Source organism: Porphyromonas macacae DSM 20710 = JCM 13914 (assembly GCF_000379945.1).
GTDB lineage: Bacteria > Bacteroidota > Bacteroidia > Bacteroidales > Porphyromonadaceae > Porphyromonas > Porphyromonas macacae.
On record NZ_KB904152.1, the window covers coordinates 69828 to 93913 of the forward strand.

Genomic DNA, 24086 nt, shown 5'->3' on the forward strand with positions numbered 1-24086 from the left:
TTACGATTTATTGTAATGGATATTGTCAATCAATCTTACATCACCGCAATATACGGTTATACATCCGATAATATACGAACTGTCGTCCCAGGATTCGATGGGCAGAAGAGAGGTTCCGTCCACAATTTCATAGTATTCCACCCGCATACCCGGTACGGAATTGATTTCATCGATCACTTTTTCTTTTACCCGGGCAGGAGAATAACTTTCCATCCATTGTGTGCTCAGAGAAAGTATCCGGTGTATTTTAGGTGCTTGAGCTCTGTTCTCAGGTGTCAGACGAACGTTTCTACTACTCAGAGCAAGTCCGTCCGGTTCGCGAATAATAGGACACGCAAGTATCTCTACAGGAAGGGCTAATTGTTTTACCATGGCACGCACCACGGCGATTTGCTGAAAATCTTTTTCTCCGAAAAAAGCTTTATCAGGTTTGATGATATCGAAAAAACGACTTACTACCTGCATTACTCCATTAAAATGCCCCGGCCGATAAGAGCCTTCCATAACTTCAGCCACAGCTCCCACATTGAAATACCTTTTGTCTTCCGTGGGATAAACTTCTTTAACGGAGGGATAAAAAACAGCATGAGCTCCGGCTTCTTCCAGCTTTTTCGCATCGGACTCAAAATCTCGCGGATAAGTTTCCAAATCTTTGGGATCATTAAATTGTGTCGGATTTACAAAAACCGTTACAATACAAATATCACAGGTATTCAATGCCTGTTTTACCAAACTGATATGTCCGGAATGAAGTGCCCCCATAGTGGGAACATATCCCACCGTTTTATTTTCTTTGCGACAAGTTGTTATAAAATCCTGAACTTCCGCTACCGTATTCAATATTTTCATCTTATTTCTATCAGAGCAAAATAGTTTTTTCAGTTAATAAATACTATTTGTTTTTATTGAAGTATTCTTTCTTGATAAGATATTCGGCAATTTGTACAGCATTTAAGGCTGCACCTTTCCTGATTTGATCTCCAACACACCAGAATGTCAATCCTTTATCGTTACTGATATCCTTTCTTATGCGCCCGACAAATACCTCATCTTTATTAGAAACGAACAGAGGCATCGGATATTTTTTGTTTTCAGGATCATCTTGTAAAATAATACCGTCAGCTTTCCCGAAAGCCATCTTAACATCTTCAATGTTTAGATTTGTTTCTGTTTCCACCCAAATCGCCTCGCTGTGAGCTCTGAGTACAGGCACACGTACGCAGGTAGAACTAACCTTGATATCGCTGTGCATGATTTTTCGGGTTTCGTGATACATCTTCATTTCCTCTTTCGTATAACCGTTTTCAGTAAAAACGTCTACCTGAGGAATAAGATTTTCCAATAACTGATATGCAAACTTCTCTACTTTTATTTCCTCTCCCGCCGCCGATGACTTCACTTGCCGTATCAGTTCTTCCATTCCCTGGGCACCGGCCCCGCTGGCGGCTTGATATGTAGAAACATGTACCTGTTTTACAGGAGACAAATCGTGGATGACTTTTAGAGCTACCACCATTTGTATGGTGGTACAATTCGGGTTCGCTATAATATTCCTCGGATGATTGAATGCATCTTCTCCATTTACCTCCGGTACCACCAGAGGAACGTCGGATTCCATACGGAATGCACTGGAATTATCGATCATCAATGTTCCATGCTTCGTAATCGTATCGGCATATTCCAGTGAAGTGCTGCCTCCGGCCGACACAAAAGCAATATCTATATCTTTGAAATCATCATTGTGTCTCAATTCTTTCACAGTGATACTCTGTCCCTTATAGTCAAAAGTTTTTCCGGCACTCCGCTTCGACCCGAATAAATCCAAACGTGTTATGGGCAGGTTTCGTTCGTTCAATATCTTAAGAAATTCTTGTCCAACAGCGCCACTGGCACCCACTATTGCTACATTCATTTTGTATTTGTTTTATGGGGTAATAAACATCCGCACGCACATCATTTAGCTTATCTTTGCACATGCCTCACAAAGGTACAAATATCAACCAATAATCTATTATATATAACCATGAACAGAATCCGGCTATATACACTGATATGGCTTCTTATTATTTCCACAATAGATATCCTTGCACAATGGCAACCGAATCTTACGATACCCGGCATAATCAATAATCCTCTGGTCTATGGAAACAGGGAAGATTTCATTATAGACGAAGGCAAATTACTTCTTATGGGCAATCCCGGGCATTCATACTTTGAGATAAATCAGAGTTCTTTGTTTACCTCACTCGGAAAAACTTCTTACAACTCATGGAAAGGAAGCATAGACATCGGTATGCCTTTGAACGAGGAAGAAAGTTTTTACATAATCTTAAAATCCCTTGGAGATGTCGATAGATATATTGCCTGCTCGGTGAATAAAACAGCTGTTCAGCTCTCTGAAATAGAGCTGAAAAAAAGTATAGCCGGCAGTCGGTCATATAACATCATTCATTTGAAAGACTACCCTGTTGCGCCAATTCATTCTTTCCCTCCGGAAAAGACGAATACCATTCATCTCGAAATAGAACAATCAGAAAATTGGTGGAATTGCAAGGTTCTCGATGCCAATAATTCCACAGTTTCCTCAAAAAGAATTCATCTGCCCTTTTCAGAAAATAACGCAACCGATAATATTACAGGTATTATCTGCCATTATTCAAAGAAACAAGAGGGTGTTTTTACGGTATACAATATATTGTTTGCAAACAACCGTGTAGCGTTTTCTAAAAACAAGAGCAAATCCGGTCCTAAAATGATTGTCAATGAAGACCATGAAATACCGGTTCTAAACGAAATCATGGCCAATCCGTTGAAAGGAAGTTCCGAATATATAGAACTCCACAATCCTAATAATATCAGTATAGAGTTGGCCAACTACGCCATAGTTGTAAAAAACAGTACGCATTATGGCCGGATATTCGAGCTCTCTCAAGCCGGAACGATTTCTCCGGGCGGTTATATTGTTCTTACCGAAAACGCGGAAGGTATTGTAAAATTTTATCCTGAAACACCCATTGACAATATTTGTGAATTGAAAGAAATTCCAAAACTGTCGAACAAGGGCTTTATGATAGGTTTGGTACGACTTTCTGATAATATGATTGTAGATGAAGCCGTATACAGTACGTCTCTTTTCGATAAAGGCCTTAAGAGTAAGCGTGGAATAGCTCTGGAACGTATAAATCCCGAACCGCGAATCGAATACGAAAAGAATTGGCGATCAGCTTCTTCTTCGAGCAACTATGCTACGCCCGGCAGACCGAATTCACGGCTGAATAAAAACAATAATACAAAGAATCAAGCCGTATCGGATTACAAGTTTTCAAAGAAAGCACAATCACCTCTCATCATTGCAGAAAATATAGTATGCGTGGCCGATACGGATGCAACGTTCAAATGCAGTACGCATATTTACACTTTGGGAGGTATTGCCATAAAACATTTTAATGGAACCGAAACATATCAGTGGTGCAGAGATTTTCACCAAGCCGGAGGAGGTTCTTTGGCTCAATTATTAGGCTTACCTTTAGGAAGATATCTGGTTGTCGTAAAACTTATTCCGACCGGAGAGAAGGAATTTATACGCTATTTCATATTGGATATATAGGATATGGAAACTTTAGAAATTGTGGGAACGACTGTCAAGGGATACGGAAACCGTCTGCTGCTGAAACAGGCAGTCGAATATAGTATTGTCAATACAAAATCCGGGCCTCTACTTTGTATGTTCAGCTCTGTAGGACTTTTATACACAGGTTTTTCACGTTATAAAAATGATATCTGTATTGAAGATTGCAAATATCTGCATCTGGTGCGGAACGATGCAAGAGGAATAAAACTATTTCAGTCCTATTGTTCCGGGAAGCCATTGAACGAAACCCTTCATCTTATCGGTACGGCTTTTTCCATAGAAGTATGGCGGCATCTGTTACGTATTCCGTGCGGTCATCTTGTCAGCTATAAAGAGCTGGCTCAAAAAACTGGAAATCCGAAAGCCGTTCGAGCCACGGCTCATGCCGTAGCCCGAAACCCTGTTTCCATTATCATTCCCTGTCATCGGGTTATTTATTCAAATGGAGAAAAAGGGAAATACCATTGGGGGAGCCAACTCAAAAAAGAAATGATAGAGAATGAGCTCTGCGGTAAATGTGCTATTCTTTTACTTTCGGGGGGTAACAATCAGCTTTAAGCCCCTCATACATCTTTTCATAGGTCGGTACTTGTAAGCCCAAAATATTCGCCGAATGCACAACATAGCCGGTCAGGTTTTCCAATTCCGTTTTACTTCCTTTCAAAAAATCCACATGCATCGAAGAGGTGCTGTCAGCAGGCATACGGTATTGCTTTTTCAGTAAACCTGCTTCGACTTCTTCCGCTGTCATCGGATACCCCTGAAGAATGGAAAGCTCTATCAGTTCTTCACGCAAATGTTTCATTTCATCCGGATGCTTTTCCATAACTTCACCCACAGGGCAATTGAAGTAAGAGGTGGCAGTAGCAGTGGCCGAAATCATCATAAACTTCTCACGGACTACATATCGGATATTTTCAGGATTGCGTGCATTGATTCCGCTTTCCGAAAATAAATCCAATAGTTTATACTCCAATTCCGTTTTTATTTTTTTGCCCGATCCGAAATAGAAAGACTCACTGTCGGATTCCAAATAAACAGATCCCGGATTGCCTTTACGTGCAGAGATGTAAACGCAGCCATACCACACCTCCGTTTCAGGCAACATATCCTTAATCTGCTCCGTAATATTCGCTCCGTTCAATAAAGGTAAAATCACCGTTCGATGCCCAATGATCGGCTTTAGTTGATCGATATTCGCTTTCAGGTCGTAGCTCTTTGTAGCTATGATCAACAAATCGGCTTTCGGCAAATTGTGCATATTGTCATCTGCTCCGGCAGGATGTACAATAAAATTACGGGAAGGTGTCGTTACCTGCAAACCGGAATCGGATATTACCTTAAGATGTTCTCCTCTGGCTACAAACCAAACACGTATATTCGGATTTATTTCCTGTGAATATTTGGCCAATAAAGCACCGTAATAACCTCCGACACCGCCAATACCGGAAACGACTATGTTGAAAGTTTTATCTATCATAATACAAGTTTGTTAAGTTATTATAGGAAAACCGATTTTTTTGAACTGTTGTTCAAGACAAAAAACAGGGCTGTGTCAAGATTCATTTTTGGCACAGCCCTGTTCAGGTACGTTAGAATATGTAAAGTACAAGGCGCTAAGACGAGGCTCAAGGGAGCATATTGAAGTACGTGACCGAAGCCGAAGGTCGTGAGCAATGCTGTAATTTTCGCATGATGACAAACCGTCCGTATTTATTTAATGATCAGTTCTATTTTATCATCCGATATCTTTATTATCCTGTCCTTATAAAGAGAGCCTGCAGCTTGCTTGAAGACCTTCTTGCTCATGCCGCAGATCCGGCGTATTTCTTCAGGGTTGCTTTTATCTCCCACTTTCAATATGCCTCCGTTTTGATGCAATAAACGATGCAAAGCAACTGCACTGCTATCTATTCGATGGTATCCGACACGTTGCAGACTCAGGTCTAATTTATCGTCTTCTCTCAACCGTACTATATATGCCCGATGTTTTGAACCGACAGAAAGAGAGACATCTGTTTCATCGTGGTAAATCATCCCCCAAAACTTGTTATTGACAATGCATTTCCAGCCAATGGGTGTGTTTTCCGCTACTGTGACCGAAACTTCGTCTCCCGGTCTACAGTCAGGAATCAGATTGCCAATATGTTTATTCAGCTTTGCCGAACCCACCAGCCGTCCGCTTACCTGATCCAGATACAGGTATACCATATATCTGTGTCCCACTTCCATGCGCCGGTTCTGCTCGCTAAACGGCACTAAAAGGTCTTTATGAATACCCATATCCAGAAAAGCCCCGGCTGCAGAAGTGCCGACACACTCCAGCCATGCCACTTCTCCTACCGAAATATATGGACGAAGCGTAGTGGCTATAAGGCGTCCCTCATTGTCATGGTAAATAAAAACATCCAGCACATCGCCCTCAGAAACGCCTCCTGCCGGCAGGTATTTAAGAGGTAATAAAATATCCGTTCCGTCACCGCCGTCCAAATAAGCTCCGATAGAAACTGTTCGGAGAACTCTCAACGAGTTAATATGTCCGACTTGAAATAAGCTCATATACAATATATCTTATCAATCGGGAATAATTACAGACTCTTCCATTTTTACAGGCTTCACGATCACTGGAATTTCATTGCCTTCACGCATCACTTCAAACACCAGTTCGTTTTTCTCTGTCTTATTTATATACGGACGAAAGAAGAAAAGGTAAGCAAATACGGTATTGTATTTTTTCCTATTAAATTCTTTAGCGACGTTTTTATAATAATTGGGGTTCCAATACCTGCAGTGTGCAAGTCTGTCGCTATTCGTAAACTCACGTCTAAGATCACGATATTGATTCGTGTCGTCAATAAATTTAATATAATCTTCCGATAGTCCGCGGGCATTTGTCTTTTTCATGGGAATACCGTTGATTTTCAGAATTCGATCACCTTTTCTCAATCCGGATTTGAAAGCAGGAGAGTCTGACTCTACGTCTGCAATAAGACTCAAATCATTTTTATCATAAAGAATGCCGGTGTAATTATACCGGTGAATACCGAACCTGTAAGTGGGAAATTTGGCCGTTCTCACAAACGGATACTCGAGCATCATGACAGGCACTGTATACTCGGCATAAGTTTCTACACTCAAAGATTGCGACAAAAGTTCGCGCGCTTCACACTTCCATACGATTTGACTCTTATTTTTTGCATTGGCAAATCTTATCCCCAGTTTCATTTCATAAGGAGCGGCAGAGGCAGGTATGCCAAGAGGCAATAGAGGCAGGTCATCCATTTGCGCCGTATTGAAATTGTATCGCCAGGAATTACTCGGCATATCAGGTACGGGCAGAATTTGGGTGTTCGGTTTCATCGTATAGTAATTATCGATGATGATATCAGGGTTTGAAGTATTTTCACGCATACCCAGGGCAATAAGCCTGTTTGCAATGTGTTTGTTTATTTTCTCATCACGAACTTTATTCTCAGATGCAGACTGTGCAAAGGCAAACGTGGAAACATTCAGCAAATCGAAAGACTGATCGATTTGATAAACGAACGGATAGGTCAACCTCCTTTCATTCATATCCTCCAAACTGTAGAAAGCGAATGCCTCTGCCATTTGACGCTCGGTCAAAGCGCCGGCAGGTTTGCAATCATGCGTCACAATCGTCTCAAAAGCATCATGCCTTTTATTCTTGATTTTTAATTGATGTGATTTGCCCGTATCCGATAACATATTATTAAGCAATTCATCGGAAAGTTTTACGGTATTTTCACCATCGACTTCCATGATAATATCCTGCTCCTTTACTCCGGCTTTTTCTGCGGAGCTGTTAGGCATAATGGAAATAACAACCGGATAGCCTTTTCCCCAGCTTGCCACATGGCTGCGCTGATACTGCAATCCCAATTTGCATACGGCTTCCGAACTTTGTTTCTTTTGTGCCCGGATCGTACCTGCAATTGTTAAAAGTGCGATTATTACAAACAGTAATTTATACGTTTTTCTTTTCATTGTGCTGATTGTTTAAGTTGATTGCGTATAATTTCAATTAGTTTTCTCAGTATGAATATTGTAGTCTCTTCTATAATGTGTTGCCTGCTACCGGTAAAAAACAACCGGTATGTATAGAGTTTTCCGTTAAGATCGATTGTGGAATAAACCGTACCCACAGGATTTACTTCCGTGCCCCCTGAAGGTCCTGCATAGCCGGTCGTACTGATAGCCACGTCGGTTCTCAACAGCTTAAAAACACCTTTGGCCATTTCTTCCGCAACTTGTGATGAAACGGCCGTATATCGTGCCAATGTATCTTCATGTACACCTAAAATACTCTGCTTAACATCTTCGGAATATGAAACGATAGAGCCGGCATAATAACGCGAAGCCCCGGCAATAGAAGCCAGCGTATTTCCAATCATTCCCCCCGTACAGCTCTCCGCCGTTCCGATCTTAAGACCATACTTCATCAACTGTATGGAAAGCGCAGTATTCAGAACTTCTATCACTGTTGTTTTCATCATACTACACTATAACCCGGGCGAAAGGAACAGCCTCTAAAGAGCAAAAATCGTTATTCAAATACTTATAATATCCACTCATGGCAACCATGGCAGCATTATCTGTCGTATAGGCAAATTTAGGAATATAAACATGCCATTTATAACGCCGTGCATAGTCCAGAAAAGCATCTCTCAAGCCGGTATTTGCCGATACTCCTCCGGCTACAGCCACATGATTGATTTTCAAATCTTTTGCTGCTTTTTGCAGTTTTTTCATCAGAATATCGATTACGGTATACTGAAGTGATGCTGCCAGATCTTCTTTGTTTTTTTCCACAAAATCCGGATCTTCTTTCAACGCATCGCGCAAGGTGTATAGAAAAGATGTTTTCAGACCGCTAAAGCTGTAATCGTATCCCGGCACATGAGGTCTTGCAAAATCGAAAGCATACGGGTTACCCGCATTGGCCAGTTTGTTGATAACAGGCCCTCCGGGGTATCCCAATCCCATTACCTTGGCACATTTGTCAAAAGCCTCACCGGCTGCATCATCGATGGTTTGCCCGATCATTTCCATTTCATAAGGCGATTTTATCAGCAGTATCTGAGAATTGCCACCTGAAACTAAAAGGCATAGAAAAGGGAATTCGGGAGAGCGGTGCTCCTCACCCTCTTCTTCTATAAAATGCGCCAGAACATGTGCCTGCAAATGGTTGACCTCGATTAAAGGAATATTAAGAGACGTAGCCAGCCCCTTCGCGAAACTCGTACCTACCAGCAGAGAACCTAAAAGTCCGGGACCACGTGTAAAGGCTATGGCATCGATATCGTTCTTCGTAAGATTAGCCCGTTTTATAGCTTCGCTGACAACGGGAATGATATTTTGTTGATGGGCGCGTGACGCCAATTCTGGTACCACCCCTCCGTACGCATTGTGTACGGCCTGACTTGCCGTTACATTACTTAATAGCGTATGCCCTTTGAGCACAGCAGCACTGGTATCGTCACAGCTGCTTTCTATGCCCAATATGATAACATTGTTATGATCTACTGTCATTGATTCTTTGATTATTTAGCAAATTAACGAAATAATCGCACTTAAACCAACTGCATCGTTGCAGGTGATCGGGCTGTCTCAAAATTCATTTTTGGCACAGCCCCTTTCAGGTACGTCAGAATGTGTAAAGTACAAGGCGCTAAGATGGAGGTTCAAAGGTGCGTACTGTGAAACATGGCCGAAGACGAATATCGCAAGCGACACTGCAATTTGCGCATGATGAACACCGTCAATAGTAATCCGAACTTTTACATAAGGATAAATAAGACAGGAAACGCAAGCTTGAAACCGAAAAGAAAATCATGCTAAAACATAAGCAATTGAAAATAAAACTGTTATACCAATCAAAAGAAAGGATTTCAAAAATCGGTGGAAAAGTAAAAATTCTCTGCCTGACGGTTTTTTATCCAAGTTAACTTGGATTTTTTTTCTTTGCCTGAAGAATTTTCAACCGTCAGGCAGAGAATTTTCGTGCAATGCCCGATATAAAAATAAATTTGTTAAAACCATTCGTTACAGCACATTGCAAAAAGAATCAAACAGACTCAATTTTACAATTACAATAGTTTTTTTGAATTTATGAAAATCGGACAGAGACAATAGCTCCCGAACTTTGTTCGATATAATAATAGAATTAAAAGAGATGCACATTTATTCTATTTGTGTGCAATTCCAATCCTTTGCTTATATTTGCACTACTTAGTAATATTGTATTGCTAACTTTTAAGTGGCAAAATTAAAACTTGAATTATATGAATTTTAAGATCGTTGTATTGGCAAAGCAAGTGCCGGACACTCGCAATGTTGGCAAGGATGCAATGAAAGCGGACGGAACGGTCAACCGCGCAGTTCTTCCCGCTATTTTTAATCCTGAAGACTTGAATGCTTTAGAGCAGGCTTTGAGAATTAAAGACCAAAATCCGGGAAGTACCGTCACTTTGTTGACAATGGGTCCGGGACGTGCTGCAGATATTATCCGCGAAGGTCTTTTCAGAGGGGCCGACTCCGGATATTTATTAACAGACAGAGCTTTTGCCGGAGCAGACACTTTGGCAACCTCGTATGCCTTGTCCATGGCTATACGTAAGATCGGTAATTATGACATTATTATAGGGGGCCGCCAGGCTATCGATGGAGATACGGCACAAGTTGGTCCTCAGGTGGCACAAAAACTGGGTATCCCGCAAATTACGTATGCAGAAGAAATACTCAGTATCGCCGATGATAAAAAAGTTCGGGTAAGGAGACACATAGACGGAGGAGTTGAAACGGTGGAATGCCCTCTTCCTGCCGTTATAACCGTTAACAACTCGGCTGCACCCTGCAGACCGCGTGTGGCAAAGTTGATTCAAAAATATAAATATGCACTCACCCCTTCTGAGAAGAAAGAACAGCAAGAACTGAAATATCCTTCATTGTATGAGCAGCGGCCTTATCTCAATTTGGAAGAATGGAGCGTTGCCGATGTCAATGCCGATGTGGAACAGTGCGGTCTTTCCGGATCGCCCACAAAGGTTAAAACGGTACAAAATATCGTATTCCAGGCAAAAGAGAGTAAAACCCTGACAGGCTTGGACAGCGATATCGAAGGGTTGATGAAAGAATTGATTCAAAATCATACTATAGGCTAAGCCCATAAATACAGAAAACTTAGATGAATAACTTATTTGTATATTGCGAGTTCCACGAAGGTGTGATAGCCGAAGTAAGTTTGGAACTTCTTACCAAAGGTCGCTCTTTGGCCAATCAGTTGGGCTGCAAATTGGAAGCAATCGTAGCCGGAAACAATCTGGACGGAATAGAAAAACAGATTTTACCCTACGGCGTGGATCACGTTCACCTTTTCGATGACGCCCGCTTGTATCCTTATACATCTCTACCCCACACAGCTATTTTAGAGAAACTGTTTACACAAGAGAAGCCTCAGATCTGCCTGATGGGGGCTACCGTTATCGGTCGTGATCTGGGTCCTCGTGTTTCCTCGACCCTTATCAGCGGTCTGACAGCTGACTGTACATCTCTTGAAATCGGAGATTTCGACGAAAAGAAAGACGGAGTCGTTTACAAAAACCTGCTCTATCAGATCAGACCGGCATTCGGGGGAAATATCGTAGCAACGATTGTGAACCCCAAAAACCGCCCGCAGATGGCTACGGTGCGCCAGGGTGTCATGAAGAAAGAAGTTTATGACCCGAACTATCAGGGAATCGTAACGAAACACAATGTCAATGATTTTGTTTCAGATAAGGATTTTGTGGTAAAAGTTCTCGATCGCCATGTGGAAACGGCAAAAAATCATTTGGCAGAGGCTCCTATTATCGTTGCAGGAGGATACGGTGTAGGTTCTAAAGAAAATTTCGATCTTCTTTTCGATCTGGCCAAAGTTCTTAATGCTGAAGTGGGTGCAAGCCGTGCGGCTGTAGATGCCGGGTTTGCCTCTCATGACAGACAAATCGGACAAACGGGACTCACCGTAAGGCCGAAACTGTATATAGCATGCGGCATTTCAGGACAGATACAACACGTATCGGGTATGCAGGACAGCGGTATCATCATCTCTATCAATAATGATCCCGAAGCTCCGATCAATGCCATAGCCGACTATGTTATCCGGGGGAACATCGAAGACGTCGTTCCCAAGATGATTAAATATTATAAACAAAACTCCAAGTAAAATCATGGCAAATTTCTATACAGACACTCCGGAATTGCGGTTTCATTTGAATGATCCGCTCATGAAACGTATTGTTGAGCTCAAAGAGCGCAACTTTGCGGATAAAGATCAATACGATTATGCTCCAGTGGACTTTGAGGATGCCATGGATAGCTATGAGAGAGTTTTGCAGGAGGTGGGAGACATTTGCGCCAATATTATTGCCCCGAATGCAGAACAGGTAGATTTGGACGGTTGCCACGTAGAAAACAAACGTGCCGTTTTGCCTAAGGGTACTATCGAAAATCTGGAAGCCACAAAAAAAGCCGGGCTTAACGGTATCTCTATGCCACGCCGTCTGGGTGGTTTGAATTTTCCTATCGTTCCCTATATGATGGCGGCAGATATTGTCAGCAGAAGCGATGCCGGCTTCGAAAATTTATGGGGCTTGCAAGATTGTGCCGAAACGATTTATGAATTCGGTTCCGAAGAGCAAAAACAAAAATACATCACTCGTGCCTGCAATGGGGATACAATGTCTATGGACTTGACAGAACCGGATGCCGGTTCGGACCTGCAAGCCGTAATGCTCAAAGCGACTTATAACGAGGAAGAAGATTGCTGGTATCTCAACGGAGTTAAACGTTTTATTACCAATGGAGATTCCGATATACACCTTGTTTTGGCTCGTTCGGAAGAAGGTACTCACGATGGTCGCGGTTTATCTATGTTTATTTACGACAAGCGCAACGGTGGCGTGGATGTAAGACGCATCGAAAATAAAATGGGTATCAAAGGCGTGCCGGCCTGTGAGTTGACATTCAAAAATGCCAAAGCGGAATTGGTGGGTAGCCGTAAACTGGGTCTCATCAAATACGTCATGGCCCTGATGAATGGGGCACGTTTGGGTATTTCTGCTCAAAGTGTAGGTATCTCTCAGGCTGCTTATAATGAGGCGCTCAGCTATGCCCGTGAGCGCAGACAGTTCGGCAAAGCCATTATCGATATTCCTGCCGTGGCCGAAATGCTTACTAACATCAAAACAAAACTGGATGCTTCTCGTGCTTTGCTATATGAAACTTCACGTTATGTGGATATGTATAAAGTTTTGGACGATATAGCTAAAGAACGTAAACTGACACCGGAAGAACGTGCCGAGAACAAGAAATATGCAAAATGGGCGGACAGCTTCACCCCTCTGGCTAAAGGTATCGGCAGCGAGTTTGCCAATCAAAATGTATATGATTGCGTGCAGGTGCATGGCGGCTCCGGCTTTATGAAAGATTACGCATGCGAAAGATTGCACCGCGATGTTCGTATCACTTCCATCTACGAAGGAACAACTCAATTGCAAGTGGTTGCTGCCATCAGATATGTTACGAACGGTACTTATCTGGAGATTATGAAAGAGATGGAGCAGAACGAGGTTAAGCCCGAAATGCAAAATCTGATGGTCCGTTTGCGTAAACTGGCAGAAAGATATGCTTTGGCCGTAACTCAAATTACAGAAAAGAAAGATCAGGAATTGCTGGACTTCATGTCGCGTAGACTGGTTGAAATGGCTGCATATACATTAATGGGACATCTATTGGTTCGTGATGGATCTCGTGACAGTATGTTCGATAAATCGGCCAATGTTTTTATTCGGTATGCCGAAGGGGAATTTGACAAACATATCGGTTTTATCGAACAGTTTAACGATGAAGATATGGCATATTATCGCCACAACTGATTGATACCGTAATCAAAAAAGCCTCGGGTAGTTTATTTACTCGAGGCTTTTTTATGCTTCTAAGTCGATATTGTGTATCTTTACAAAAGAGCTTGTGAGCGGCCTGTATAAAACTTGAATGATCAAAGACTTTTTCTTTGTTCTCTGTTTGTTTCCCGGGCCGGTCATTATCATATATGTATCTCTCAAAAATAACGAAAAGAGATACGGTAAAAAGGTTGAAACAAACTCTATAAAACTCAGGAAATGTTTACCGGAAAAACGATTTGAACCGAGTTTTTCACGATAGCATTTCGATATTTAACAGGTTTCGTTTTCAAACGATAAAAACAATTAACGGTACAAATATGTATTTAAGAGCCAACCCCGCACTCTTTATTATTCTGCTTGTTGGAATTTCTTTTCTGTTTTCCGGTTCTTTTCGGATACAAGCCCAAGAGCAAAAAACAGAGACTGCTATAAATGAAATGATCGAACAGCACAGATATCAGGAAGCTATACAAAAGTTATCCGGAAAACCTGCAGATAAAAACACCAAGTATTTGTTAGGTTCGCTTCATCTTAAAATGGGAAATCTGTCCGAAGCTATTCCTTTTTTAGAAGAAACAGCACCGAGAATGGGGGAAAAAGGGGCATTGGAATTAGCCAAAGCTTATTACCTGTCTTATCAGTTTGATAAGAGTGAAGAGCAGCTGAAAAAATACTTCAAACTGCTGAGACGGAAATCTCAACCTGCTGAAGAAGCGAAAGCATTGGGAAAAAGGCTTCAACTGGCTACCAAGTTTTTGGATAATACGGAACGTATCACTGTGGTCGACAGTACAGTTGTTCCTAAAAAATATTTTATAAATAACATCTCCTTTCATAAGGGAGATGGCAGTCTGGCCATTCAAAATAAAGAAGATAAACCGATTTTTACCTCACGGTTTGTAAACGGACACAACAGCTATGCCCTTTTTGCGGCCAATGATGGAGACAGTATTACAAGCAATCAGAATATTTACCGGCAAAGCTTTATAGGCAACGAATGGTCTGAACCGCAGGCAATAGATGCTCTGAATACGGCAGAGAATGAAAACTTTCCTATACTTAAACAGGATGGCCTTACACTTATTTTTGCCCGTGAAAGTACGGAGGGATTGGGCGGTTATGACCTTTATATGACAAGGCGCAATCTAAATGATGAATCTTTTCTTAGTCCGACATTGATGGGAATGCCGTATAATTCGCCTTATAACGATTATTTACTGGCGTACGATGAGGTGAAAAACAGGGGAACACTGGTGAGTGATCGTTTCTGTCATCCCGACAGTGTTTGCATCTATACTTTTATTCCTAATGAAAGCAACACTCCCATCGCCACAGACAATAGAGACATTAAAAGACTATGGGCTTCATGGCTATCGATTGCTGCCACTCAAGAAGCGGGAGAAATGAAATATAACGAAACAAACGAAAAGAAAAAGGATAAGGAAGATTTCTCGTTTGTTTTAGGTCAGGGCAAAACATATACCCAATGGTCGGATTTCAAAAGTTCGAAAGCAAAAAATCTATTCAAACAGCTACAGGAGCTAAATGAACATAAAGATTTGATTTCATCGAATCTGGATTTTCTGAGAACCGAATACAACAATGCACCGGCCGCTAAAAAAGAGACCATGCGTTCGAATATACTGCAACGGGAAATACAATTGGATAAAATAAGAGTTCAATACGATCTGCTACTGAAAGAAATACGAAACACTGAATTGTCAAACGATAATAATGAAAAAAACAATGAATAATCAAAGAATAATCCCACCCTCTGAACTGATTATCAATTCAGACGGTTCCATATTTCATCTGCACTTAAAACCGGAACAGCTTGCGGATAAAATTATTATGTGTGGCGATCCGGCACGTGTAGACCGGATAGCCTCTCATTTTGAAACAACGGAATGCAGTATAACAAACCGGGAGTTTCATACCGTTACCGGAACATACAAAGGCAAACGGATAACAGCACTCAGTCATGGAATAGGAACCGACAATATCGATATTGTTATCAATGAATTGGATGCTTTGGCGAATATCGATTTTTCAACAAGACAAATCAAAAAAGAATTTCGCCAGCTTACGATGGTACGTGTAGGAACTTCGGGAGGTTTACAGCCGGAAGTACCTATCGGAACTTACGTCGCTGCGGAAAGAAGTATCGGTTTTGACGGTGTACTGTATTTCTATGCAGACTCTTCAAAGATTAGAGATTTGGCGTTTGAAGAGCAATTGATAAAGCAGCTCGAATGGAAGATTGAAGGATTAAAGCCTTATGCCGTTTCTTCGGATGCCGCTTTGATAGAGCAAATTACCCGGTCGGATATTATTAGAGGCAACACAATAGCTGCAAATGGTTTTTATGGTCCTCAGGGACGTCAGTTAAGATTAGCATTGCAAGATCCGGATCTGAATAAAAAGATCGAAGCTTTCGATTATAATGGACTGAAGATAACGAACTTTGAAATGGAGAGCTCTTCTTTAGCAGGTCTTTCTGCCCTCATGGGACATAAAGCAATGACTGTTTGTTGCATCATTGCCGGCCGCGTGGCGGAAAAGATGAATACGGATTATAAGGGCAGCATAGAAGGACTGATTAAAACAGTATTGGACCGTATATAAAGAGAAGCCCAATAAACACACTATCTTTGTATAAAGATTAGTAACTTGCAAGACAGGTTGGCATCTGCAGACCTGTCGGTTATCATACATAGCGCATAATATATATGAACATCTTAGAATTAAGTGAACAGGAAATCATCAGACGCCAAAGCTTGGAGGCTTTGAAAGAAAATCATATAGACCCCTACCCCGCAGCCGAATTTACGGTAACGGCTCAATCGAAAGAGATTATCGAAAATTTTCAGGAAGATGCCCCTCAGCGTACAGTGAGCGTTGCCGGCCGCGTAATGAGCCGGAGAATTATGGGGAAAGCCTCTTTTCTGGAACTTCAGGATGCCTGGGGAAGAATACAGATCTATATAACAAGGGATGATATCTGCCCTGATGAAAATAAATATCTGTACAACGATGTTGTAAAAAAATTGATGGATATCGGCGATTTCATCGGAGTGGAAGGTTTCGTGTTCAGAACGAAGATGGGCGAAATATCTATTCATGCACAGAAAATAACATTCCTTTCCAAAAGCCTTCGTCCTCTACCGGTGGTAAAGGTCAAAGACGGCGTAACCTATGATGGTTTTTCGGATCCCGAACAACGCTATCGTCAGCGTTATGTGGATTTGATTGTGAACGATCAGGTAAAAGAGATCTTTATCAAAAGAACAAAGATGTTCAACTCAATGAGAACGTTTTTCAACGATCATGGCTACATTGAGGTTGAAACACCCATATTGCAACCTATTCCTGGAGGAGCCGCCGCTCGCCCTTTCATAACGCATCATAATACATTGGATGTTCCTTTGTATCTCCGTATTGCCAATGAGCTTTATTTGAAAAGACTTATCGTTGGAGGATTTGATGGTGTCTATGAATTTAGCCGTAACTTTCGCAATGAGGGCATGGACCGCACTCACAACCCGGAGTTTACAGCAATGGAGATTTACGTTGCATACAAAGACTACAACTGGATGATGAGCTTTACGGAACAGATGCTTGAATATATTGCTGTTCAAGTGTTGGGCACAACACAGGTTAAAGTGGGCTCTCAGACTATCGACTTCAAGGCCCCGTATCCTCGTATAACCATGATAGATGCGATCAAGGAGCATACCGGTATCGATATCGGAGGAATGAACGAAGAAGAGCTTCGGAATGTTTGCAAAAAGTTGAACATCGAGGTTGACGAGACCATGGGAAAAGGAAAGCTTATCGATGAAATATTCGGTGAAAAATGTGAGGGCAAGTACATACAGCCCACATTTATTATAGATTACCCCATCGAGATGTCTCCGCTTACGAAAAAGCATCGTAATAACCCGGAACTTACCGAACGTTTCGAATTGATGGTAAATGGCAAGGAATTGGCCAATGCTTACTCCGAGTTAAACGATCCATTGGATCAAAGGGAACGTTTTGAAGAACAGCTTAAGTTGTCTGAGAAAGGAGATGATGAAGCTATGTACATCGACCAGGATTTTCTTAGGGCACTGGAATACGGTATGCCTCCTACAAGTGGTATGGGTATCGGTATGGATCGTCTGGCAATGTTGTTGACCGGACAGGAAAGCATACAGGAGGTTTTATTCTTTCCGCAAATGAAACCGGAAAAAACAGTAGCCAGAGATCCTAAAGAAAAGTTTATGACTATCGGCATTCCGGAGGAATGGGTACCGGTTGTTTACAAAGCCGGTTATCCCACTGTGGAAGCGGTTTTGGCTGAAAAAGAGAAACCCGGCAGACTATTACAAGCTCTTATGGATGTGAAAAAGAAATACAAATTAGAGCTTGATGCCTTGAATATCGATATTGTATCCAATTGGCTAAACGCATAAGCATAGAATAAAAATACGAGATGGAAGGAGTTGGAAAAATTGGCATATTGGGCAGTGGCAGTTGGGCTACAGCTTTGGCCAAGATTTTATTAGCTTCTCAGAAAGAGATTAACTGGTATGTGCGTAAATCTAAGAATGTAGAGCAATTCAAAGATTTAGGGCATAACCCCAACTATCTAACCGGTGTAAAATTTGATATTAACCGAATTCATTTTTATTCGGACTCCGATATCAATTCTTTTTTTCGAGCATCTGACACAATCTTCCTTGTTGTGCCATCTCCATTCATCAAACAGTTTTTGAAGAGAGTTAGAAGTTCCGGTTTCAAGGGTAAATTAATCATTAATGCTATTAAGGGTGTCGTGCCGGATGAAAACATATTGGTGTCGGACTATTTACAACTTGTTCATGAAGTACCACCCGAAAATATAGGTGTAGTGGCAGGGCCGTGCCATGCCGAAGAAGTGGCAAAAGAGCGCATGTCTTATCTAACGGTTGGTTGCTTCGACATAAAAAAAGCGGAACTCCTGTCTTCCATACTGCAAAACAACTTCGTAAAATGTTCGATCAGTTATGATGTGGTAGGTATCGAATATGCTTCTGTTCTAAAGAATATCTATGCCATAGCTGCAGGAATTTGTAACGGATTGAATTATGGAGACAATTTCCAGTCTGTTCTTATTTCCAATGCTCTTTATGAGATGAGTAATTTTGTAAATACCGTTCACCTTGTAAAACGCGATATCACGGAATCTGTATATCTGGGCGATTTACTGGTAACGGCATATTCCAATTTCAGCCGTAATCGTACCTTCGGTAATATGATCGGTCGCGGATACAGCGTTAAGGCTGCGCAAATGGAAATGAATATGATTGCAGAGGGATATTACGGTTCCAAATGTATTAAGGAGCTTAATAAACGTTATCAGGTCAATATGCCCATTATGAATGCCGTATACAAGATTATCTATGAAAAAGCACCGGCGAAAGAAACGATGACGGACTTGGCTAAATTATTTAAGTAACGATACTAAAATTGACACATGAATACTTTAAGATTAGATTTAAGCAATATTTATAATGTTGTAACCCGTGCGGAAGTGGAGGCCTTAAAGCCCGAAACCGAGAAAAGCATAGAAAAGCTGTTCTCCGGAAAAGGACCCGGCAATGATTATCTGGGGTGGCTTACTCTTCCGGAGGAAACAACGGAGAGTTTTTTGACGGACATACAAAACACAGCGAAGATATTCCGTGCAGAATGTGACTACGTTGTAAGTATCGGCATCGGCGGCAGTTACCTTGGTGCTAAAGCCGTTATTGAGGCATTGTCGGACAGTTTTGAAAGTTACAAAAGTAAACATGACTGCCCTATTATGCTTTTTGCAGGTCAAAACATCGGCGAAGATTATTTGACAGAAATGCTCAATTTCCTGAAAGGAAAAAGATTTGGTATAATCAATATTTCTAAATCGGGAACAACCACAGAGCCGGCAATAGCTTTCAGGTTTCTAAAAAAACTATTGGAAGAGCAAGTAGGGAAAGAAGCAGCAAAAAAACTGATTGTTGCCATCACTGATGAGAAAAAAGGAGCATTACGGACTTTGGTCAATAAAGAAGAATATAAATCCTATATTATCCCGGACAATGTGGGTGGACGTTTTTCCGTACTTACCCCGGTGGGTTTATTGCCGATATGTATAGCAGGGTTTGATATTTCCAAGCTTATTAAGGGTGCTCGGGATATGAGCCATTCGGTTGGGTTGCAAAACTCCTATGAAGAAAACCTTTCAGCCCAGTATGCTGCAGCCCGGAATGCTCTATATAGAAAAGGGAAAAAGATCGAAATCCTCGCAAACTTTCATCCTAAATTGCATTATATCGGAGAATGGTGGAAGCAACTCTTCGGAGAAAGTGAAGGGAAAGATTATAAAGGTATTTTTAATGCTGCTGTAGATTTGACCACAGACCTTCATTCCATGGGACAGTGGATTCAGGAGGGAGAGCGTTCTATTTTTGAAACGGTAATCAGTATAGATGTTCCCAATCATACGTTGAATATTCCTTCTGATGAAGAAAATTTGGATGGTCTGAACTATCTTGCCGGGAAAAGAGTGGATGAGGTTAACAAAATGGCCGAATTGGGAACGAGATTGGCTCATGTTGACGGTGGCGTTCCGAATATCGTAATACGACTGCCTCAATTAAACGAATATTATATCGGTCAGTTATTTTATTTTTTTGAAATGGCCGTGGGAATAAGCGGATATATGCTTCAGGTTAACCCATTTAACCAGCCGGGGGTGGAGGCTTATAAAAACAATATGTTTGCACTTCTGAAGAAACCCGGATATGAAAAAGAAACAGAGCAAATTCTAAAGCGTCTATAATTTATGAAATACAATAACAATCAATCGGCGCTGGCCATGCCCGAGTATGGCCGGAACGTTCAAAATATGGTTGATTACTGTTTGTCTCTGGAAGATCGTGAGCAGCGCAACCATTGTGCCCGGACGATAATACGGACAATGCACGATATTTCACCGGAAAGAAGAACGATAACCCAGAGCGATAAGGTTTATTGGGATCACTTGGCTATCATGTCCGATTTCAAACTCGATATAGATTTTCCGGAAGGTACCATAACGGAAGAACAGGCGAAGAGCAAGCCATGTAAAATGGAGTACAATATTCACAATATCAAATACCGTTTTTACGGCAATATTGTACAACAGTTGGTCGAAAAGGCATGTGAAATGGAGGATAGCCCCGAACGAATCGAACTGGCCAAATATATTGCGGCTCAAATGAAGCGTTCGTATATAATCTGGAATAAAAATACGGTGGAGGATGTTGTGATCTTTCGAGATCTGTTCGATCTTTCGGATGGGAAACTCCTTCTGAGTCCGGTCGACTGCGTTCTGCCTACTGAAGCAAAAGCAACAGAGGGCAATAAACCTACGAATAAAAAACGTCTTCGTTTTAAGAGAAAAGGATAAAAGTTTTAATTATATAACATCTGATTTATGGCATCTTACGTGATAGAAGGAGGTTATAGTTTGAATGGAACTATAACACCGCAAGGGGCAAAAAATGAAGCGTTACAAATCATCTCTGCTACCCTTTTGACTTCTGAAATCGTTACTATTCATAATATCCCGAATATATTGGATGTTAATAACCTCATCGATTTATTAAGAAATCTCGGGGTTAAAGTCAAGAAAATCGACGATTCGACTTATTCTTTTCAGGCTGACGATATCGATGTAGAGTTTATTAAATCTCCTGCATTTCTGCAAAAAAGTCGTGCCCTTCGCGGTTCTGTATTGTTGGTAGGTCCGTTAATTGCACGCTTCGGATATGCCATCTTTCCTAAACCGGGAGGAGACAAGATCGGCCGTCGGAGATTGGACACGCACCTCGTAGGTATTCAGGCTTTAGGTGCCAAATGCGAATACAATACTGCTATTCACGCCTATGAGCTGGAAGGAAAACATCTAAAAGGCACTTACATGCTTTTGGATGAGGCTTCCGTAACCGGTACGGCAAATATCGTAATGGCAGCAGTAATGGCAGCAGGTCAAACAACCATATATAATGCGGCGTGCGAACCTTATCTTCAGCAACTTTGTAAGTTATTGGTGAATATGGGAGCCCGGATAGAAGGTATCGGTTCCAATCTTTTGAAAATTACAGGTGTTGAAAAATTAGAAGGAGCTTCTCACCGTTTGTTGCCCGATATGATTGAAGTCGGCAGCTTTATCGGTATGGCTGCCATCACAGCTTCGGATCTGACAATTAAAGATGTTTCCATTCCTGATTTGGGAATTATCCCGGCTCAGTTTCGTCGATTAGGCATTACTGTCAATCAAAAAGGAGATGATCTGCATATACCGGCTCATGATCATTACGAGATCGAAACCTTTATGGACGGATCGATTATGACTATTGCCGATGCTCCCTGGCCGGGCTTAACACCGGACCTCCTCAGTGTCTTCTTAGTCGTAGCAACACAGGCGACCGGAAGCGTACTTATCCATCAGAAAATGTTTGAAAGCCGCTTGTTTTTCGTGGATAAACTGATCGATATGGGTGCACAGATTATCTTGTGCGACCCGCACAGAGCCACCGTAATCGGACTGGGCAAAAAACACCGGTTGAAAGCATCGACCATGGTTTCACCCGATATTCGTGCAGGTATCGCACTCCTGATTGCGGCCATGAGCGCAGACGGAACCAGCATTATCCATAATATAGAACAGATAGACCGCGGATATCAGAATATCGATTCCCGGTTGAATGCTTTGGGTGCAAGAATATCGAGATTGGGCGATATATGATTGAACAAAAAGATTTTCAGCAGATAGGTTTCTTAGGAAAGATTCATGGTGTCAGAGGGGAAATAACAGCCGATCTGAATGTTGATCTTTCGGAATTGATCGAAGAGGAAGACAAACTCTTTTTGATGCTTGAGATAAATAAACTTTTAGTTCCTTTCAGATTGGAAAGTTACAGACCCAAAGGAGCAGAGTTGTCTCTGTTGAAGTTTCACAAAATAGACACCAAAGAAGAAGCGGGCAAATTACAGGGTTTGCGGGTATGGTTGTCCAAAGAATATTTAGAGGATGTTTCAGAAGACCTGATAACCGACTGGCGTTTTTTTATAAACTATAATTTTTTTGATGATAACGGAACACCTATCGGACAAATTATAGATATTGAAGACAGTACAGCCAATACCCTGTTTGTTGTTCGGAATAATTGTAACAAAGAAATTTTAATCCCGATTATACCGGAGAATGTAACGAAAGTCGATCAAGACAATGGTTGCATCTATATGATAATTCCGGAGGGATTACTTGATTTATGATAAAAAATATTGCCGTTCTCGGCTCAACTGGCTCGATCGGGACCCAAACTTTAGATATTATCCGTTCAAACCCGGATAAACTTTCTGCTCACTTGCTTACAGCAAATAACAACTATACTCTTTTAATCGAACAGGCGCGTGAGTTTATGCCTGATGCTGTAGTAATAGCAAATCCGCAATACTACCCCATCGTCAAAGAAGCATTATGCGACCTCCCCATCAAGGTGTGGAGCGGCAGTGAAGCCATCAGTGAGGCTGTGCAGGCGGAACCGATCCATATCGTTATCGCCGCCATGGTCGGTTATTCGGGACTGTTGCCTACCCTTAGCGCCATTAAAGCCGGGAAGACAATCGGTTTGGCCAATAAAGAGACACTCGTCGTTGCTGGAGAATTAGTCATGCATGAGGCGGAGAAACACCGTGTCAATATCATTCCGGTGGATTCAGAGCATTCTGCCATTTTTCAATGTCTCGTGGGCGAACACTGTAAACCGGAGAAGCTGATACTTACAGCGTCCGGAGGACCATTTCTGAATCATACCCCAAAAGAAATGGAAAAAGTAACGATAGATTCTGCTCTTAAACATCCGAACTGGAGTATGGGAGCAAAGGTAACTATTGATTCTGCTTCCATGATGAATAAGGGATTTGAAGTCATCGAAGCACATTGGCTGTTCGATATGTCACCAAATCAGATAGAGGTGTTGGTTCACCCGCAAAGCATTGTTCACTCCATGGTTCAATATTCGGATGGTGCCGTAAAAGCACAATTAGGTATCCCTGATATGAGACTTCCCATAGGTTATGCTTTGGGACTTACCCATCGTATTCCCAACGATTATCCGCGTATCGATTTGACTGCCCAACCGCTTACCTTTCAAAAACCGGATACGGTGAAATTTCCTAATCTGGCCATGGCTTATGAAGCTTTAAGAAAAGGAGGGAATGCTACTTGTGCGCTTAATGCTGCCAATGAAGTTGCAGTAAGTGCATTCCTGGCCGAACAAATCTCTTTTGTTTCAATGAGTAAATTGTTGGAGCGTTGTATGTCGAAATATTCACATATCGAGAAAGCCAATTTGAATGAATTGATACAAACAGATACCGAAGTCCGGGCCTTGGCCAGAAAGATTATCCATACATTGTAAAAAGCCTTATAATAAATC

General features: G+C 41.6%; 21 protein-coding genes. 14 read left to right on the forward strand and 7 right to left on the reverse strand.

The genetic code is table 11. The annotated features are described in order from the left end of the window. Together panC and A3GI_RS0109190 are read right to left on the reverse strand one after the other, a co-directional pair. Nucleotides 1-849, reverse strand: coding sequence for a pantoate--beta-alanine ligase (gene panC / locus A3GI_RS0109185; protein WP_018361160.1), 849 nt, complete (start codon nucleotides 847-849; stop codon nucleotides 1-3). A 43-nt stretch (nucleotides 850-892) separates the two neighbouring features. Continuing rightward, complete coding sequence (locus A3GI_RS0109190) at nucleotides 893-1912, reverse strand: aspartate-semialdehyde dehydrogenase (protein WP_018361161.1); 1020 nt, start codon at nucleotides 1910-1912, stop codon at nucleotides 893-895. 111 nt (nucleotides 1913-2023) lie between these two features. Here A3GI_RS0109190 and A3GI_RS0109195 point away from each other — a divergent pair, with 111 nt between their 5' ends. Beyond that, nucleotides 2024-3607, forward strand: coding sequence for a lamin tail domain-containing protein (locus A3GI_RS0109195; RefSeq protein ID WP_018361162.1), 1584 nt, complete (start codon nucleotides 2024-2026; stop codon nucleotides 3605-3607). Between the two features lie 3 nt (nucleotides 3608-3610). Beyond that, a complete protein-coding gene (locus tag A3GI_RS11280; RefSeq protein ID WP_018361163.1) occupies nucleotides 3611-4189 on the forward strand; it encodes a methylated-DNA--[protein]-cysteine S-methyltransferase in 579 nt (192 codons plus the stop codon). Here A3GI_RS11280 and A3GI_RS0109205 read toward each other — a convergent pair. The 5 genes from A3GI_RS0109205 to tsaD form a co-directional block, all read right to left on the reverse strand. Further along, complete coding sequence (locus A3GI_RS0109205; protein ID WP_018361164.1) at nucleotides 4152-5111, reverse strand: ketopantoate reductase family protein; 960 nt, start codon at nucleotides 5109-5111, stop codon at nucleotides 4152-4154. The two genes, A3GI_RS11280 and A3GI_RS0109205, sit on opposite strands and share 38 nt — an antisense overlap. Nucleotides 5112-5344: 233 nt before the next feature. Then, a complete protein-coding gene (locus A3GI_RS0109210) occupies nucleotides 5345-6190 on the reverse strand; it encodes a CvfB family protein (protein ID WP_018361165.1) in 846 nt (281 codons plus the stop codon). Between the two features lie 15 nt (nucleotides 6191-6205). Continuing rightward, entirely contained in the window at nucleotides 6206-7636 is a 1431-nt protein-coding gene (locus A3GI_RS0109215) for a PDZ domain-containing protein (RefSeq protein ID WP_018361166.1), read from the reverse strand. Beyond that, nucleotides 7633-8145, reverse strand: coding sequence for a CinA family protein (locus A3GI_RS0109220; protein WP_081612827.1), 513 nt, complete (start codon nucleotides 8143-8145; stop codon nucleotides 7633-7635). The genes A3GI_RS0109215 and A3GI_RS0109220 overlap by 4 nt, the downstream gene beginning before the upstream one ends. A gap of 1 nt (nucleotide 8146) precedes the next feature. Continuing rightward, nucleotides 8147-9181: a tRNA (adenosine(37)-N6)-threonylcarbamoyltransferase complex transferase subunit TsaD gene (gene tsaD, locus A3GI_RS0109225; protein WP_018361168.1), complete on the reverse strand. Its 1035-nt coding sequence runs from the start codon at nucleotides 9179-9181 to the stop codon at nucleotides 8147-8149. 752 nt (nucleotides 9182-9933) lie between these two features. Here tsaD and A3GI_RS0109230 point away from each other — a divergent pair. From A3GI_RS0109230 to A3GI_RS0109290, 12 genes are all read left to right on the forward strand, one after another. Further along, nucleotides 9934-10812: an electron transfer flavoprotein subunit beta/FixA family protein gene (locus A3GI_RS0109230; protein WP_018361169.1), complete on the forward strand. Its 879-nt coding sequence runs from the start codon at nucleotides 9934-9936 to the stop codon at nucleotides 10810-10812. A gap of 23 nt (nucleotides 10813-10835) precedes the next feature. Further along, nucleotides 10836-11855, forward strand: a complete 1020-nt coding sequence (locus tag A3GI_RS0109235; protein WP_018361170.1) for an electron transfer flavoprotein subunit alpha/FixB family protein — start codon at nucleotides 10836-10838, stop codon at nucleotides 11853-11855. A 4-nt stretch (nucleotides 11856-11859) separates the two neighbouring features. Then, nucleotides 11860-13566: an acyl-CoA dehydrogenase family protein gene (locus tag A3GI_RS0109240; protein ID WP_018361171.1), complete on the forward strand. Its 1707-nt coding sequence runs from the start codon at nucleotides 11860-11862 to the stop codon at nucleotides 13564-13566. Between the two features lie 467 nt (nucleotides 13567-14033). Then, on the forward strand, nucleotides 14034-15350 hold the full coding sequence (locus A3GI_RS0109250; protein ID WP_154647834.1) for a tetratricopeptide repeat protein: 1317 nt from the start codon (nucleotides 14034-14036) through the stop codon (nucleotides 15348-15350). Further along, a complete protein-coding gene (locus tag A3GI_RS0109255) occupies nucleotides 15343-16221 on the forward strand; it encodes a nucleoside phosphorylase (protein WP_026216051.1) in 879 nt (292 codons plus the stop codon). Before A3GI_RS0109250 ends, A3GI_RS0109255 begins: the two co-directional genes overlap by 8 nt. Nucleotides 16222-16325: 104 nt before the next feature. Next, nucleotides 16326-18053: a lysine--tRNA ligase gene (gene lysS, locus A3GI_RS0109260; protein WP_018361175.1), complete on the forward strand. Its 1728-nt coding sequence runs from the start codon at nucleotides 16326-16328 to the stop codon at nucleotides 18051-18053. A 20-nt stretch (nucleotides 18054-18073) separates the two neighbouring features. Continuing rightward, nucleotides 18074-19078, forward strand: a complete 1005-nt coding sequence (locus tag A3GI_RS0109265; protein ID WP_018361176.1) for an NAD(P)H-dependent glycerol-3-phosphate dehydrogenase — start codon at nucleotides 18074-18076, stop codon at nucleotides 19076-19078. Nucleotides 19079-19096: 18 nt separating this feature from the next. Next, complete coding sequence (locus A3GI_RS0109270) at nucleotides 19097-20440, forward strand: glucose-6-phosphate isomerase (protein ID WP_018361177.1); 1344 nt, start codon at nucleotides 19097-19099, stop codon at nucleotides 20438-20440. 3 nt (nucleotides 20441-20443) lie between these two features. Then, nucleotides 20444-21049, forward strand: a complete 606-nt coding sequence (locus tag A3GI_RS0109275; RefSeq protein ID WP_018361178.1) for a DUF4290 domain-containing protein — start codon at nucleotides 20444-20446, stop codon at nucleotides 21047-21049. Nucleotides 21050-21076: 27 nt separating this feature from the next. Beyond that, nucleotides 21077-22390 carry a UDP-N-acetylglucosamine 1-carboxyvinyltransferase gene (gene murA / locus A3GI_RS0109280; RefSeq protein WP_018361179.1) on the forward strand — a complete coding sequence of 438 codons (1314 nt, stop codon included), beginning with the start codon at nucleotides 21077-21079 and terminating at the stop codon, nucleotides 22388-22390. Next, entirely contained in the window at nucleotides 22387-22920 is a 534-nt protein-coding gene (gene rimM, locus A3GI_RS0109285; RefSeq protein ID WP_018361180.1) for a ribosome maturation factor RimM, read from the forward strand. Before murA ends, rimM begins: the two co-directional genes overlap by 4 nt. Further along, nucleotides 22917-24068 (forward strand): 1-deoxy-D-xylulose-5-phosphate reductoisomerase, encoded by a 1152-nt coding sequence (locus A3GI_RS0109290; protein ID WP_018361181.1) that lies wholly within the window; start codon nucleotides 22917-22919, stop codon nucleotides 24066-24068. The genes rimM and A3GI_RS0109290 overlap by 4 nt, the downstream gene beginning before the upstream one ends. Nucleotides 24069-24086: the final 18 nt, after the last annotated feature.